This window comes from Variovorax terrae (assembly GCF_022809125.1).
GTDB lineage: Bacteria > Pseudomonadota > Gammaproteobacteria > Burkholderiales > Burkholderiaceae_C > Variovorax_A > Variovorax_A terrae.
In genome coordinates, this window is sequence record NZ_JALGBI010000001.1 from 544733 (window position 1) to 560181 (window position 15449).

General features: G+C 67.9%; 11 protein-coding genes. 9 read left to right on the forward strand and 2 right to left on the reverse strand.

Annotated features, from left to right (window positions below; genetic code table 11):
- The first annotated feature begins 54 nt into the window (after positions 1 to 54).
- From dusB to purH, 3 genes are all read left to right on the forward strand, one after another.
- A complete protein-coding gene (gene dusB, locus MMF98_RS02425; protein ID WP_243303965.1) occupies positions 55 to 1107 on the forward strand; it encodes a tRNA dihydrouridine synthase DusB in 1053 nt (350 codons plus the stop codon).
- A complete protein-coding gene (locus MMF98_RS02430; protein WP_243303967.1) occupies positions 1104 to 1340 on the forward strand; it encodes a Fis family transcriptional regulator in 237 nt (78 codons plus the stop codon). The genes dusB and MMF98_RS02430 overlap by 4 nt, the downstream gene beginning before the upstream one ends.
- Positions 1341 to 1452: 112 nt before the next feature.
- Positions 1453 to 3045, forward strand: coding sequence for a bifunctional phosphoribosylaminoimidazolecarboxamide formyltransferase/IMP cyclohydrolase (gene purH / locus MMF98_RS02435; RefSeq protein ID WP_243303970.1), 1593 nt, complete (start codon positions 1453 to 1455; stop codon positions 3043 to 3045).
- Between the two features lie 87 nt (positions 3046 to 3132).
- Here the strand turns inward: purH and hemL are convergent, their stop codons facing one another.
- Positions 3133 to 4446, reverse strand: coding sequence for a glutamate-1-semialdehyde 2,1-aminomutase (gene hemL, locus MMF98_RS02440; RefSeq protein WP_243303972.1), 1314 nt, complete (start codon positions 4444 to 4446; stop codon positions 3133 to 3135).
- Entirely contained in the window at positions 4430 to 5377 is a 948-nt protein-coding gene (thiD, locus tag MMF98_RS02445; RefSeq protein ID WP_243303974.1) for a bifunctional hydroxymethylpyrimidine kinase/phosphomethylpyrimidine kinase, read from the reverse strand. Before thiD ends, hemL begins: the two co-directional genes overlap by 17 nt.
- A 95-nt stretch (positions 5378 to 5472) precedes the next feature.
- On the opposite strand from thiD, the gene MMF98_RS02450 reads away from it, so the two are divergent.
- The 6 genes from MMF98_RS02450 (at position 5473) to MMF98_RS02475 (ending at position 15422) form a co-directional block, all read left to right on the forward strand.
- Positions 5473 to 5646, forward strand: coding sequence for a rubredoxin (locus MMF98_RS02450; protein WP_243303976.1), 174 nt, complete (start codon positions 5473 to 5475; stop codon positions 5644 to 5646).
- 66 nt (positions 5647 to 5712) lie between these two features.
- Complete coding sequence (locus MMF98_RS02455) at positions 5713 to 6111, forward strand: response regulator (RefSeq protein ID WP_243303978.1); 399 nt, start codon at positions 5713 to 5715, stop codon at positions 6109 to 6111.
- On the forward strand, positions 6111 to 6476 hold the full coding sequence (locus MMF98_RS02460) for a response regulator transcription factor (protein WP_243303980.1): 366 nt from the start codon (positions 6111 to 6113) through the stop codon (positions 6474 to 6476). Before MMF98_RS02455 ends, MMF98_RS02460 begins: the two co-directional genes overlap by 1 nt.
- A 16-nt stretch (positions 6477 to 6492) precedes the next feature.
- A complete protein-coding gene (locus MMF98_RS02465; RefSeq protein WP_243303982.1) occupies positions 6493 to 7026 on the forward strand; it encodes a chemotaxis protein CheW in 534 nt (177 codons plus the stop codon).
- A gap of 210 nt (positions 7027 to 7236) precedes the next feature.
- On the forward strand, positions 7237 to 9342 hold the full coding sequence (locus MMF98_RS02470; protein ID WP_423837606.1) for a methyl-accepting chemotaxis protein: 2106 nt from the start codon (positions 7237 to 7239) through the stop codon (positions 9340 to 9342).
- Positions 9343 to 9386: 44 nt separating this feature from the next.
- Positions 9387 to 15422, forward strand: coding sequence for a hybrid sensor histidine kinase/response regulator (locus MMF98_RS02475; protein ID WP_243303986.1), 6036 nt, complete (start codon positions 9387 to 9389; stop codon positions 15420 to 15422).
- Positions 15423 to 15449 lie beyond the last annotated feature (27 nt).

Sequence of the window (15449 nt, forward strand, 5' to 3'; positions counted from 1 at the left end):
TTGAGCAGCTACAATCGTGCCTCATTTTTCAGCAAACGCGCTTCACGTCTTCTCATGAACATCGGTCACATCACCCTGGCGAACCACCTGTTCGTCGCCCCGATGGCGGGCGTGACCGACCGGCCGTTCCGCCAGCTGTGCAAGACGCTGGGCGCGGGCTATGCGGTGAGCGAGATGGTGACCTCGCGGCGCGAACTCTGGAACAGCCTCAAGACATCGCGCCGCGCCAACCACGAGGGCGAGAACGCGCCGATCGCCGTGCAGATCGCTGGCACCGACGCGGCCATGATGGCCGAGGCCGCCGCCTACAACGTGGACCGCGGCGCGCAGATCATCGACATCAACATGGGCTGCCCGGCCAAGAAGGTCTGCAACAAGTGGGCTGGCTCGGCGCTGATGCAGGACGAGGCGCTGGCGCTGTCCATCGTCGAGGCCGTGGTGGCCGCCTGTGCGCCGCACCGGGTGCCGGTCACGCTCAAGATGCGCACCGGCTGGTGCCAGGCGCACAAGAACGCGGTGGTGCTGGCGCGGCAGTTCGAGCAGGCCGGTGTGCAGATGCTCACCGTGCATGGGCGCACGCGCGAGCAGGGCTACAAGGGCCAGGCCGAATACGACACCATTGCCGCCGTCAAGGCCGCCGTGCGCGTGCCGGTGGTGGCCAATGGCGACATCACCACGCCGGAGAAGGCGCGCGACGTGCTGGCCGCCACCGGCGCCGATGCCGTGATGATCGGCCGGGCCGCGCAGGGCCGGCCCTGGATCTTCCGCGAGGTGGCGCATTTCCTGGCCACCGGCACGCACCTGGCGCCGCCGCTGGTGGCCGAGGTCAAGCGCCTGCTGCTCGACCATCTGCGCGAGCACTACACGCTGTATGGCGACTACACCGGCGTGCGCACCGCGCGCAAGCACATCGGCTGGTATGTGAAGACACTGCCCGGCGGCGAGACGTTCCGCGCCCGCATGAACGGGCTGGAGGACTGCGGCGCGCAACTGGCGGCCGTGGCCGATTTTTTTGACGAGTTAGGCGCCGGCATGGACCGCATGCCCGAAGCAGGGGCGGCGGAGCCGGCAGACAGGGACGAAGAACCGGTGGAAACGACCGTATGAGCAAGAAACAAATCGAAGAATGCGTGCGCGCCAGCCTGGAGGGCTATTTCAAGGACCTGCGGGGCACCGAGCCCGATGGCATGTACGACATGATGGTCAAGGTCGTGGAAAAACCGCTGCTCGAGGTGGTGATGAAGCAGGCGGACGACAACCAGTCTCGGGCCGCCGAATGGCTGGGGCTGAACCGCAACACCCTGCGCAAGAAACTGGTCGAACACAAATTGCTGAAATGACGCCCCCCCGGGCTGCGCGCAGGCCGTGCCGCCTTGCCCATCTCCTCGCCGGGGCCCGGCCGGCGCGGCGGCATCTCCGGAATAACCTCTCCTTGAATTTGCGAAGAACCCTATGTCCCTCACTGCACTCCTCTCCGTCTCCGACAAAACCGGCATCGTCGAACTCGCCCAGGCGCTGCATGCGCAGGGCGTCAAGCTGATCTCCACCGGCGGCACCGCCAAGCTGCTGGCGGCCCAGGGCCTGCCGGTGACCGAGGTGGCCGAAGTCACGGCCTTTCCCGAGATGCTGGATGGCCGCGTCAAGACGCTGCACCCCAAGGTGCACGGCGGCCTGCTGGCGCGGCGCGACGTGCCCGAGCACATGGCGGCGCTCAAGGAACACGGCATAGCCACCATCGACCTGCTGGTGGTCAACCTCTACCCGTTCGAGGCCACCGTGGCCAAGCCTGGCTGCACGCTGGAGGACGCGATCGAGAACATCGACATCGGCGGCCCGGCCATGGTGCGCAGCGCCGCCAAGAACTGGAAGGACGTGGCCGTGCTGACCGACGCCAGCCAGTACGCGGGCGTGCTGGCCGAACTCAAGGCCGGCGGCATCAGCCAGAAGACGAAGTTCGCGCTCTCGGTGGCCGCCTTCAACCGCATCGCCAACTACGACGCGGCCATCAGCAACTACCTGTCGGCCGTCAACGAGGACGGATCGCATGCCGCCTACGCCGGCCAGCACAACAGCAACCTCGTCAAGCTGCAGGACCTGCGCTACGGCGAGAACCCGCACCAGACTGCCGCCTTCTACCGCGACCTGTATCCCGCGCCGGGCTCGCTGGTCACGGCGCGCCAGCTCCAAGGCAAGGAGCTGTCGTACAACAACATCGCCGACGCCGACGCGGCCTGGGAGTGCGCCAAGAGCTTTGACGCGCCGGCTTGCGTCATCGTCAAGCATGCCAACCCCTGCGGCGTGGCGGTCGGCCACGACGCGCTGGAGGCCTACACCAAGGCCTTCAAGACCGACCCGACCAGCGCCTTCGGCGGCATCATCGCCTTCAACCGCCCGGTGGACGGTGCGGTGGCGCAGGCCATCACGGTGGCCAACAAGCAGTTCGTCGAGGTGCTGATGGCGCCCGCCTACACGCCCGAGGCGCTGGAGGTGTTCAAGGCCAAGGCCAATGTGCGCGTGCTGGAGATTTCGCTCGACGCCGTGCAGCGCGACGGCGCCACGCCGTGGGCGCGCGGCCTCAACAGCCACGACATCAAGCGCGTGGGCTCGGGCCTGCTGATCCAGACCGCCGACAACCACGAGCTGCGGCGCGAGGACCTCAAGGTGGTGACCCAGCTCGCGCCGACCGCGCAGCAGATCGAGGACCTGCTGTTCGCCTGGAAGGTGGCCAAGTTCGTGAAGAGCAACGCCATCGTGTTCTGCAAGGACGGCATGACCATGGGCGTGGGCGCGGGCCAGATGAGCCGGCTCGACTCCGCGCGCATCGCCAGCATCAAGGCCGGCCACGCCAGCCTGAGCCTGCAGGGCACGGCGGTGGCGAGCGACGCCTTCTTCCCGTTCCGCGACGGGCTGGACGTGGTGATCGACCACGGCGCCACCTGCGTGATCCAGCCCGGCGGCAGCATGCGCGACCAGGAAGTGATCGACGCGGCCAACGAGCGCGGCGTGGCCATGGTGTTCAGCGGCGTGCGCCACTTCCGGCATTGATCCGGACAAGAAAAAGGCCCGCGCCGGTGGTGCAGGCCTTTTTTGAATCAAAAGCGCCGGAGGTCCAGGCGCAGCGGTCTTTTGTTGCTACTGTTTTTGTAGCGTTCTGAAGATCTCGCGCGCCGCCGCCACGGTGGTTTCGATGTCCTCGGCGCTGTGCGCGGCGCTCACGAAGCCGGCCTCGTAGAGCGCCGGCGCGATGTAGACGCCGCGTGCCAGCAGGCCGTGGAACAGCTGGTTGAAGCGCGCGTTGTCGCTCTTCATCACCTGTGCATAGTTCTGCGGCAGCTCAGGCAGCAGGAAGAAGCCGAACATGCCGCCCTCGCTGTCCGCACTGAAGGCCACGCCTTCGGCCTGCGCGGCGGCCTGCAGGCCGCTCACCAGCGAGCGGGTGCGGGCCGACAGCGCCTCGTAGAAGCCCGGCTTTCGGATCTCGCGCAGCGTGGCCAGGCCGCAGGCCGTGGCCACCGGGTTGCCCGACAGCGTGCCGGCCTGGTAGACCGGACCCAGCGGCGCGAGCTGCTCCATCACGGCGCGCGGGCCGCCAAAGGCCGCCAGCGGCATGCCGCCGCCGATCACCTTGCCCAGCACCGTGAGGTCGGGCGCGAAGCCGGGGATCTCGCGCGCGTAGACGCTCTGCGCGCTGCCCAGCGCCACGCGAAAGCCCGTCATCACCTCGTCGAGCACCAGCAGCGCGCCGTGCTGCGTGCACAGCTCGCGGCAGCGCCGCATGAAGGGCACGCTGGCGCGCACCAGATTCATGTTGCCCGCGATCGGCTCGATCATCAGGCAGGCGATCTCCGCGCCATGCAGCGCGAAGGCTTCTTCGAGCTGCTCGATGTTGTTGTACTCGAGCACCAGCGTGTGCTGCACCACCTCGGGCGGCACGCCGGCACTGGTGGGGTTGCCGAAGGTGGCGAGGCCCGAGCCGGCCTTGACCAGCAGCGCGTCGGCATGGCCGTGGTAGCAGCCCTCGAACTTGATGAGCTTGCTGCGCCCGGTGGCGCCGCGCGCCAGCCGGATCGCGCTCATGCCGGCCTCGGTGCCGGAGCTGACCAGCCGCACCATCTGCATCGAGGGCACCAGCGAGAGAATCTCCTCGGCCAGCTCGATCTCGCGCTCGGTCGGCGCGCCGAACGAGAAGCCTTCGAGCACGGCTTTCTGCACGGCCTCGACCACCGCCGGGTGGCCGTGGCCCAGGATCATCGGGCCCCAGGAGCCGATGTAGTCGATGTAGCGCTGTCCGTTGGCGTCCCAGAAGTAGGCGCCCTGCGCGCGCTGCACGAAACGCGGCGTGCCGCCCACGGCCTTGAAGGCGCGCACGGGGGAGTTGACGCCGCCGGGGATGAATTGCTTGGCGCGCTCGAACAGCGCCTCGTTGCGGTCAGTGCTTGGTGTCATGGGGAGGCATCTCGAAATTCTGCAGATCCGGCGCTCCGTCGTCGGCGGGCTCGTCGGCCTCGCTGTCGGGCTGGGCCCAGAACAGGCGGTCGGGCACCACATGGCCCATGCCGGGGCGGAAGCCGCCGTCGAGGCAGCGGTCCAGGTAGCTCAGGGCTTCGGTGGTGGCGGCGGCGAGATCGCTGCCGCTGGCCACCAGGGCTGCCAGCGCGGCCGACAGCGTGTCGCCGGCGCCGGCGAACACGGCCTCGAAGCGCTCGAACTTTTCGCTGCCCAGCACCGCCTGCGGCGTGGCCAGCACGTTGTCGATGAACTGGTCGGGCAGCGGAATGCCGCTGACCAGCGTGTAGGGCACGCCCATCTCCGAGGCCGCCTTGGCGATGTCGCGCGCGGTCGGGCTGCGCTCGCCGCTCCAGTCCGGCAGCAGCCAGCGCCACAGCGTACTGTGGTTTCCTACCAACACGGTGGTCTGCGGCAGCAGCAGCTCACGGAAGGCGTCCAGGTACAGGTCGATCTGGCCCTCGTCCCACCAGGAGAGGTTGGGCATGTAGGCGATCAGCGGCACGTCGGCGTAGTCGGCCGCGATCTCGGCGATGGTGCTCAGGTTCTCGGGCGTGCCGACGAATCCGACCTTGATCACCTGCACCGGCACATCCTCGAGGATCGCGCGCGCCTGCTCGGCCACGGCCTCCTCGTCGAAGGCGAAATGGTCGAAGATCTCGGCGGTGTCGCGCGCATAGGCGCCGGTCACGACCGGCAGCGCATGAGCGCCCACCGAGGCGATGGCGGTCACGTCGCTGGACAGGCCGCCCGCGCCGCTGGGATCGCTGGCATTGAACACCATCACGCAGGCCGGGCCGGCGGCTTCGGTGTCGTCGTCGGAGTCGGCGGAGGAAGAGGGGGGAGATCCGGGGGAATTGGGGTTTGTCATAGGACAAAAAACCGCCATGCGACGGTGCGCTGCACGCAGGGCGACTTAGCTGCCTCGATACAATCGTTGCATTCTATGCGAAGGCCCTTTAAGCTGTGACTGATACCAAAACTTGGATGTGTTTGATTTGCGGGTGGATCTACGACGAAGCCACCGGAGCGCCTGACCACGGCATTGCGCCAGGGACCCCCTGGGCCGAGGTTCCCATGAACTGGACTTGCCCGGAATGCGGCGCCCGCAAGGAAGACTTCGAGATGGTTCAAATATAGACAGGACCGCAGCTTCGGGAGGGCGCGTTCCGCCAGTGTCGTTGAAAAAAACAGGAGCAGCTTCTAGTGAGTACGACCGGATCAGGCTTCAAAGTCCTGGTGATTGACGACAGCAACACCATTCGACGCAGCGCCGAGATCTTCCTCAAGCAGGGCGGGCACGACGTGCTGCTGGCCGAGGACGGTTTCGACGCGCTGGCCAAAGTCAACGATTACCAGCCGCACCTGATCTTCTGCGACATCCTGATGCCGCGCCTGGACGGCTACCAGACCTGCGCCATCATCAAGCGCAACACCAAATTCGCCTCGGTGCCGGTCGTCATGCTGTCATCCAAGGATGGCGTATTCGACAAGGCGCGCGGCCGCATGGTGGGCTCGCAGGAATATTTGACCAAACCGTTTACCAAGGACCAGCTGCTGCAGGCCGTGCTGCAGTTCGGTGCCGCCCAACAAGGAGTAGTGTGATGCCGATTCAGAAGGTGTTGGTCGTGGATGATTCCAAGACCGAATTGATGTTCCTGACCGACCTGCTGCAGAAAAAAGGCCTGTCGGTGAAAACCGCCGAGAACGCGGAAGATGCCTTCCGTCGACTGGCCGAGGAAAAGCCCGACCTGATCCTGATGGACGTGGTGATGCCGGGGCAGAATGGCTTCCAGCTGACGCGGGCCATCACCCGCGACCCGCTCTATGCCGATGTGCCCATCATCATGTGTACCAGCAAGAACCAGGAAACCGATCGCGTCTGGGGCATGCGCCAGGGCGCGCGCGACTACATCACCAAGCCGGTGGATGCCGACGAGCTGATGGCCAAGATCAAGGCCCTGAGCTGAGGCTCCCGCACCACGCATGGCCAACCGCGAAGCCCTCCGAGAGCTCCAGACACGCCTTGCCAGCCGGCTGCAGGCAGCCCGTACGGCCGGGGTGTCAGCCTCCTGGCTGGCTGTCGAGGCGGCCGGAGCGAAGTACCTGTTTCCCCTGAGCCAGTCCGGCGAGATCTTTCCCTGGTCCTCGACCCAGCCCGTGCCCTACACGCGGCCCTGGTTCCTGGGCGTGGCCAACCTGCGCGGGGGGCTCTACGGCGTCGTGGATCTGGCCGGTTTCGTGGCGGGCGGCAGCCCCTCGAGCGCGCGCAGCGAAGCCACCCGGGCCGAGTCGCGCCTGGTGGCGCTCAACGCCGTGCTGGAGATCAACTGCGCACTGCTGATCGACCGGCTCGCCGGCCTGCGCAATGTCGAGGCCTTCACCGCTTCCGCGCGGCCGCCCGACGGCGCCCCCGACTATTTCGGCAATGGGTACACCGATTCCAATGGTGCGTACTGGCAGGAAATCAACCTCCAGTCGTTGTCGCAACAACCTCAATTCCTGAGCATCAGCGCTTAATTCCTCGAAGGCTGCATCATGTCCGTCGTTGACCAACTCCAGAAACTGTTCTCCAAGAAGAAGCCCGTCGAATCCGAGGGCGGCCTGAGTCTGGCCATGCCGGATGCCTCGGTGGACCCCATGGCCACAGGCTCGCTGGAAGCCAACGCGGGCAACACGGTGGCCATGACGCCGGCCGATGAGAAACCCGGCGGCCTGGGCGAAAGCCAGATGGCCGACAGCGAGCTAGAAACCCTGGCTGGCGGCAGCGACCGCCTGGCGCTGCCCCTGCTGGGCCGGCGCACCATCGTCCAGCACCAGCGGATCCTGGCGACGCTGCTCGGAATCGCGCTGGTGGTGTTTGCCGCGGTGGCCTTCTTCGCACTGAACCAGGCCGACAAGGTGGCCCAGCAGGTGGCCGCCACCGGCCAGTCGCTGATGCAGTCGCAGCGCCTTGCCAAATCGGTGTCGCAGGCCCTGGTGGGCAGCGCTCAGGCCTTCCCCGACGTGAAGGAAAGCTCCGACGTGCTGGCCAAGACGGTGCGCGGCCTGAAGGTCGGCGACGAGCAACTGCGCCTGAGTGCGGTGACGACCGAAGCCCAGGAAGACGTGGAGAAGATCACGCCGCTGATGGAGCGCGCCGAAAAGAATGCCGGCACCGTGATGGGCCAGCAGAAGATTTTGACGCAGGTGGGCAACGCCCTGCGCACCATCAACCGCCAGTCGTCCGATCTGCTGGAAATTGCCGAAACCGTGTCCTCGCTCAAGCTGCAGCAGAACGCGGCGCCCGCTGAAATCTCTGCCGCCGGCCAGCTCGTGATGCTGACCCAGCGCATCGGCAAGTCCGCCAACGAATTCCTGACGATGGAAGGCGTGAGCCCCGAAGCCGTGTTCCTGCTGGGCAAGGACTTGAACTCCTTCAAGGAAATTGCCCAGGGCCTGCTGGACGGCAGCCCCGAGTTGCGCCTGTCCGGCTCAAAGGACCCGCAGACCCGCGAGCGGCTGGATGCCCTCATGAAGCTCTACGAAGAAACGCGCAGCCAGGCCGGCGCCATTCTGGGCAACCTGCAGGGCCTGGTGTCCGCGCGCGAAGCGCAGGCTGCGATCATTGCCGACAGCGAACCGCTGCGCCGCAATCTTGAAGACCTGCAGGGCAAGCTGTCGTCCCAGACCGGCCTGAGCGCCGGCGCCCTGGCCACCCTGGCCCTGTCGGCCGTGTTCGCACTGCTGTGCGCGGGCGGGCTGGCCTATGTGCAGCTGCAGGACAGCCGCCAGCGCCAGGGCGTTGCCGAGCAGCAGCGGCTCGAAGCCGAGCGCCAGGAGCAGGAAGCCAAGCGCGTGAACGACGCCAACCAGGCGGCCATTTTGCGATTGATGAACGAACTGCAAACCGTGGCCGAAGGCGATCTGACCCAGGAAGCCACGGTGACCGAGGACATCACGGGCGCCATCGCCGACTCGGTGAACTACACGGTGGAAGAGCTGCGTTCGCTGGTGGGCAACGTGCAGAACACGGTCACCCGCGTGGCGCAGACGACGGCGCAGGTGGAAAGCACCTCCACCGAACTGCTGGCGGCTTCCACCGAGCAGCTGCGAGAGATTCGCGAAACCGGCCAGTCGGTGCTCGACATGGCGGGCCGAATCAACCAGGTGTCCGGCCAGGCGCAGGAATCGGCCCAGGTGGCGCGCCAGTCGCTGGTGGCCGCCGAATCGGGCCTGCAGGCCGTGCAGAACGCCATCGGCGGTATGAACTCGATCCGCGACCAGATCCAGGAAACCTCCAAGCGGATCAAGCGGCTGGGCGAATCGTCCCAGGAGATTGGTGAAATCACGGAACTGATTTCCGACATTACCGAGCAGACCAACGTGCTGGCCCTGAACGCCGCCATCCAGGCGGCGTCCGCCGGTGAAGCCGGGCGAGGCTTCTCGGTGGTGGCCGAAGAAGTGCAGCGCCTGGCCGAACGCTCCGCAGACGCCACGCGCCAGATCTCGGCGCTGGTGAAGGCGATTCAGACCGACACGCAGGATGCGGTGGCCGCCATGGAGCGCTCCACGCAGGGTGTGGTGGAAGGGGCCAAGCTGTCCGACAACGCCGGTACCGCGCTGACCGAGATCGACCAGGTGTCGCGCCGTCTGGCCGACCTGATTGAGCAGATTTCGAGTTCCGCTTCCAAGGAAGCCGAGTCCGCCAACGTGGTGGCCGGCAACATCCAGCACATTTTCGCGGTGACGGAGCAGACCGGCGAGGGCACGCGCTCCACGGCGCAGCAGGTGCGCGAACTGTCCCGCATGGCTGAAGAGCTGCGCCAGTCGGTGTCGCGGTTCAAGATCGCCTGATCTGAACGGCCGCCGACCTGTCACACGCAGGAGTGAACGCATCCATGCTACTCAACGAAGCCGGTTCCGCTGCGCCTGACCTGGATCTCGCGGCCAACGACCTCGGGCCGCTGGCCTGGGTGCTGGATGAACTGCGCAAATCCCTGGACGGCGCCGGCAAGGCGCTGCGGCGGTTCGTGCGCGATGCCGAGATGGCGCGCGGCTCCGATCTGGCGGCCGTCGATGCCAGCCAGTTGCGCATTGCGCGCCAGCAACTGCACCAGGCCGTCGGTGCACTGGAGATGGTCGGGCTGAGTGCACCCGCGCTGGTGCTGCACGCCATGGAGGCGGTGGTGCAGAAGTTCGTGCAGCGGCCCGAGCTGTGCAGCGACGATGCGGCATCCAAGGTCGAGCGCGCGAGCTTCGCCCTCACCGAATACTTGGAAAGCGTGCTGACCGGCAAGCCGGTGTCGCCCGTGGCCCTGTTTCCGCAATACCGGGACGTGCAGGAACTGGCCGGCGGCGACCGTGTCCATCCGGCCGACCTCTGGACGCTGGAGTGGCGCTGGCTCGATCCCGAGCTGCACATCACCCAGGCCCCGCAGGCCTATGACGCGGCGGTGCGCGCGCGTTTCGACCAGGCGGTTCTCAAGGTGGTCAAGAGCGGCGATGCCGCCGCGGCCCGGATACTCAGCGACGTCAGCCTCGGGTTCGCCGCGGCCCAGACGGTGCAGCAGCCCCGCGCTTTCTGGAAGGTCTGCGCGGCCTATTTCGAGGCGCTGGCGCTGCAACTGGTGCCGCCCGATCTCTACACCAAGCGCGCCGCTTCGCGCGTGCTGCTGCAGTACACCACGCTGGTGAAGGGCGACCTCGGCGTGTCCGACCGCCTGGCGCAGGACCTGCTTTTCTTCTGCTCGCAGGCCGTGCCGCAGCGCGCGGCGGAGGCGCCGGCCCTGTCGGCCGTTCGCCAGGCCTGGGGGCTGGCGCGCTTCAAGCCCGTCGACTACGAAGCCAGCCAGTTCGGCCGGTTCGATCCCGCCCTGCTGGCCCAGGCGCGCAAGCGCATCAGCGCCGCCAAGGAAAGCTGGTCGGCCCTGTCGGGGGGCGATGCGGGCAAACTCAAGACCGTGTCCGACCAGTTCAGCCTGGTGTGCGATTCGCTGACCCGGCTCTACCCTGCCAGCGAGCCGCTGGCCCAGGCCCTGACCCGGGTGATCGAGTCCATGGTGCGCGCCGGCGAGCCGCCGGCCACCGAACTGGCCATGGAAGTCGCCACCTCGGTGCTGTACCTGGAGGCGGCGTTCGAAGACCTCGACCCGAGCGATTCACAACTGGCCGCACGCATGGTGCGCCTGTCCGAGCGGCTGGAAAATGCGCGCAGCGGCAGGCCGCCCGAGGCGCTCGAGCCCTGGATGGAGGAGCTGTACCGCCGCGTCAGCGACCGCCAGACCATGGGCAGCGTGGTTGGCGAGCTGCGCACCACGCTGGGCGAGCTCGAAAAATCGCTGGACCAGTTCTTCCGCAACCCGCAGGACAAGGCCTCGCTGCGCGACGTGCCGGGCCAGTTGTCGCAGATGCGTGGCGTGCTCTCGGTGCTCGGCCTCGACCAGGCCTCGCAGGCCGTGCTGCGCATGCGCGACAGCGTCGAGCAGATCCTGGTGACCGAGATCGACGAAGAGCGCGCCCGCGCGGCCGGCACCTTCGACAAGCTCGGCAACAACCTCGGCGCGCTCGGCTTCCTGATCGACATGCTCAACTACCAGCCGGCGCTGGCCAAGAAGCTGTTCATCTATGACGACGAGCGCGGCGAACTCAAGCCGCTGATGGGCCGCACCGGCCACACTACCGGCGATGCGGTGGCGGCCGTCACCATCAATGAGAACATGCTGTCGCAGGAAGTGCGGTCGGTGGTCCAGGAGGTGGACCAGGGCGTGATCGACAGCAACCTGACGGTCAAGCTCGACACGCTGGCAGAGCATGCCGCGCTGGCAGACCAGCCCGGCCTGGCCCAGTCGGCGCGCGAAGCGGCCGCTGCCGTTTCCGCGAACGATGCCGGCGCGGCGGCCAGCGCGCTGACGCAGCTGGCCGCCACGGCCCAGCCCGTTGCGGCGGTCACCCCGGCAGTGCCGGTGAGCGGCCCCGATTTCGCTGAAGACGACTTGCGCGACATCTTCCTGGAGGAAGCGCGCGAAGTGGTGCAGACGGGCCTGGAAGCCATTCAAGCGCTGGCGCAGGAGCCGGACAACATGGCCCAGCAGACCACGCTGCGCCGTGCCTTCCATACCCTCAAGGGCAGCTCGCGCATGGTGGGCCTCACCGAGTTCGGCGAGGCGGCCTGGTCGCTGGAGCAACTGCTGAATGCCTGGCTGGCCGAGCAGAAGCCGGTCAGCGAGGAGTTGTGCGCCCTGTCCGGCGCCGCCATGCAAGGCTTCGGCCGCTGGGTGGAAGACATTGCCGCAGGCACCGACGCACGCTGGAAGGCGAGCATGTTCCGCACCGTGGCGGACGCCCTGCGCTTGGACAGCCGGGTGCTGCCGCTGGCATTGCCCGACAGCGCGCCGGCCGCCTTGCCGGAACCCGTGGCTGCAGCCGACAGCGCCGCGATCGCCGACCCCATCGCCGACATAGAACTGCCCTCGTTCGATGAACCGTTGGCGGCCCCCGCAGAGCCGCTGCCCCAGGTCGCCGCGCCCGAACTTGAGCCCGACTTTGCTTTCGACATCGAGCCCGCGGCAGCGCAGGCTCCGGTGCAGGCGCAGGATCATGGGCCGGCGCCGGTCCCGGAGCCGGTGCTGCTCGACATCGACGGCATCGACTTCGCCAGCCTGTCCGTGGTGTCGGATACGGCGAACATGGACGAACCGGTTCCCGCGCCCGTCGCGGAGCCCGAGCCGGTCGTCATCGATCTGGACGACACCTTCGCCGCCGACTTCACGCTGGAGCTGCCGCCCGAACCGGCGGCGGCCGTGGCCCATGCATTGGCAGCGCCCGAGATGGCGGCCGAACTGCCACCGGCGTTCGATCCGGTGGTGGCCGCAACCCCCGCTCCCGTGGAGCCGCTGGAGGCTGCCCTGGACCTTGGCGATTTCGAGGTGATCGAGCCTGCGGCCCTGCCGGAAGAGCCCGAGGTCTCCGCGCTGGCCGGCCAGGACGAACAGGTCAAGGTGATCGGGAGCCTGCGCATCGGCATCCCGCTGTACAACGTCTACCTCAACGAGGCGGACGAGTGGTCGCGCCGGCTGGTGACCGAGGTCACCGAGTGGGCGCTGGAGCTGCATCGCCCGGTGGCCGACTCGACCGTGGGGCTGGCCCATTCCCTGGCCGGCAGCTCGGCGACGGTCGGGTTCCATGCCCTGTCGGACATGGCGCGCGCACTCGAGCACGCGCTGCAGCATGCCCAGGGGCAGTCGCACGGCTCGGCCCTGCAGGGCCAGGTTTTCACCCAGGCGGCGGAAGACATTCGCCGCCTGCTGCACCAGTTTGCGGCGGGCTTCCTGAAGGAGCCCGATGCCCAGGTGCTGCAGGCGCTCAAGGATCTGGAGACCGCCGAGCCCCCGGCCGCGCCGCCCAGCGTCACCATCATCCATGCGGTCGAACCCGCGGCCGAGCTGCACGCTGCCCCGGTTTTCGAGGAAAAAGCCGTGGAGGTCCAGGCAGCACTGGCACCTTCTGCTCCTCATTTCATAGCGCCTGCGGCCACCGTGGTGGCCGCGCCGGTGGTGATCCAGGACGAGCAGGAAGACGATATCGACGCGGTCGACGCGATCGACGCCGACCTGTTCCCGATCTTCGAGGAAGAGGCGCTTGAGTTGCTGCCCCAGCTCGGGGGCGCGCTGCGCCAGTGGTCGGCCCGCCCCGAGAACCTGGGCGCGCGCGACGAAGTGCTGCGCGCACTGCACACCCTCAAGGGCAGTGCGCGCCTGTCGGGCGCCCTGCGCCTGGGCGAGCTGGCTCACCGCATGGAATCCGAGATCGAGTATTTCGGCTCCCAGCAGGTGCTGCAGACCTCGCAGTTCGAGCCTTTGCTGCACCGCTTCGATGGCCTGCAGGCCAATTTCGATGCGCTGCGCCTGCGCGATCTGCAGGCCCAGCAGGCCCCGGTGCCTGAGCCGGCCGTGATTGCCGCGGCTGTCGCGGTGGACGCTGCCCCAACTGCTGCTGCGCCGGGCGCCACGCATTCGGTGGTGGCCCTGCCCGCGGCCACGATGCTGGCGCCGCTGAGGCAGGCCTCCAACCAGGCGGTGCGCGTGCGCTCGCAGCTGCTGGACCGCCTGGTCAACCAGGCCGGCGAGGTGATGATCACGCGCTCGCGCCTGGAGGCCGAGCTCAGCCAGCTGCGCGGATCGCTGGGCGATCTGTCGGGCAACCTGGACCGTCTGCGCGCGCAATTGCGCGACATCGAGCTGCAGGCCGAGTCGCAGATGCAGTCGCGCCTGGCCCAGGCCAAGGATTCGGCGGCGGGCTTCGACCCGCTGGAGTTCGACCGCTTCACTCGCGTGCAGGAGCTCACGCGCATGATGGCCGAGTCGGTGAACGACGTGGCCACCGTGCAGCGCAACCTGCAGCGCACCGTGGAAGCCACCGAGGACGACCTGATTGCCCAGGCGCGCCAGACGCGCGAGCTGCAGCGCGACCTGCTGCGCACCCGCATGGTGGAGTTCGAGGGCATCTCCGAGCGCCTGTACCGCGTGGTGCGCCAGGCCTCCAAGGACACCGGCAAGCAGGTCAAGCTCGACATCACCGGCGGCTCCATCGAGATGGACCGCGGCGTGCTCGACCGCATGACGCCGGCCTTCGAGCACCTGCTGCGCAACTGCGTGGCGCACGGCATCGAAGACCCGGCCGTGCGCACGGCCGCGGGCAAGGACGCCAGCGGCACCATCCTGATCGGCCTGCACCACGAGGGCAACGACGTGTCGGTCGAGTTCCGCGACGACGGCGCCGGCCTGAACCTCCCGCGCATCCGCGAGAAGGCGCTGGCCCAGGGGCTGATCGCGGCCGGCCAGGAACTCAGCGACGCCGACGCCGCCAACCTGATCTTCATGCCCGGCTTCTCGACCGCCGCGCAGGTGACCGAGCTGGCGGGCCGCGGCATCGGCATGGACGTGGTGCGCTCCGAGGTCAACGCCCTGGGCGGCCGCATCGAGACCAGCACCCAGGCCGGCCAGGGCACGGCGTTCAAGCTGGTGCTGCCGCTGACCACCGCGGTGACGCAGGTGGTGATGATGCGCTCGGGCAATTTCTCGATCGGCGTGCCCGCCAATGTGGTGGAAATCGTGCGCCGCGCCACTGTCAAGGAACTGCAGCAGGCCTACAACAGCGCCAGCTTCGAGTTTGGCGGCGAGTCGGTGCCGTTCTTCTGGTCCGGCGCGCTGCTGCAGTCGTCGCAGCGCAGCAGCGAGCCGCAGGGCCGGACCATTCCCGTGGTGCTGTTCCGCAGCGCGGCGCAGCGCATCGCCGTCCACGTGGACGAAGTGCTGGGCAGCCAGGAAGTGGTGGTGAAGAACCTCGGGCCGCAGCTGTCGCGCCTGCCGGGTCTGGCTGGCATGTCGGTGCTGGCATCGGGTGCCGTGGTCCTGATCTACAACCCGGTGGCGCTGGCCACCGTGTATGGCGAGCAGGCCCGCACGCTGAGCGCCGACCAGGCCCAGCCGCATGTGCTGGGGCAGGCCGCCGCGGCGGCCGGCACCACGCTGCCGTCGGTCGAGTCGGCGCCGCCGCAGGTGCCGCTGGTGCTGGTGGTGGACGACTCCATCACCGTGCGCCGCGTGACGCAGCGCCTGCTGCAGCGCGAAGGCTACCGCGTCGCCCTGGCGGCCGACGGCCTGCAGGCGCTGGAGCGGCTGCAGGAAGAGCGGCCGACCGTGGTGCTGTCCGACATCGAGATGCCGCGCATGGACGGCTTCGACCTCGCGCGCAACATCCGTGGCGATGCGCGGCTGCACGACCTGCCGATCGTCATGATCACCTCGCGCATCGCCGAGAAGCACCGCGACCACGCCAAGGAGCTGGGCGTCAACCACTACCTGGGCAAGCCCTATTCCGAGGAAGAGCTGCTGGGCCTGGTGCGCGCCTACGCCACTGCGGAAATTCCGGCCTGATTGGCCGGATGTTCGCGTCGGGCGGTC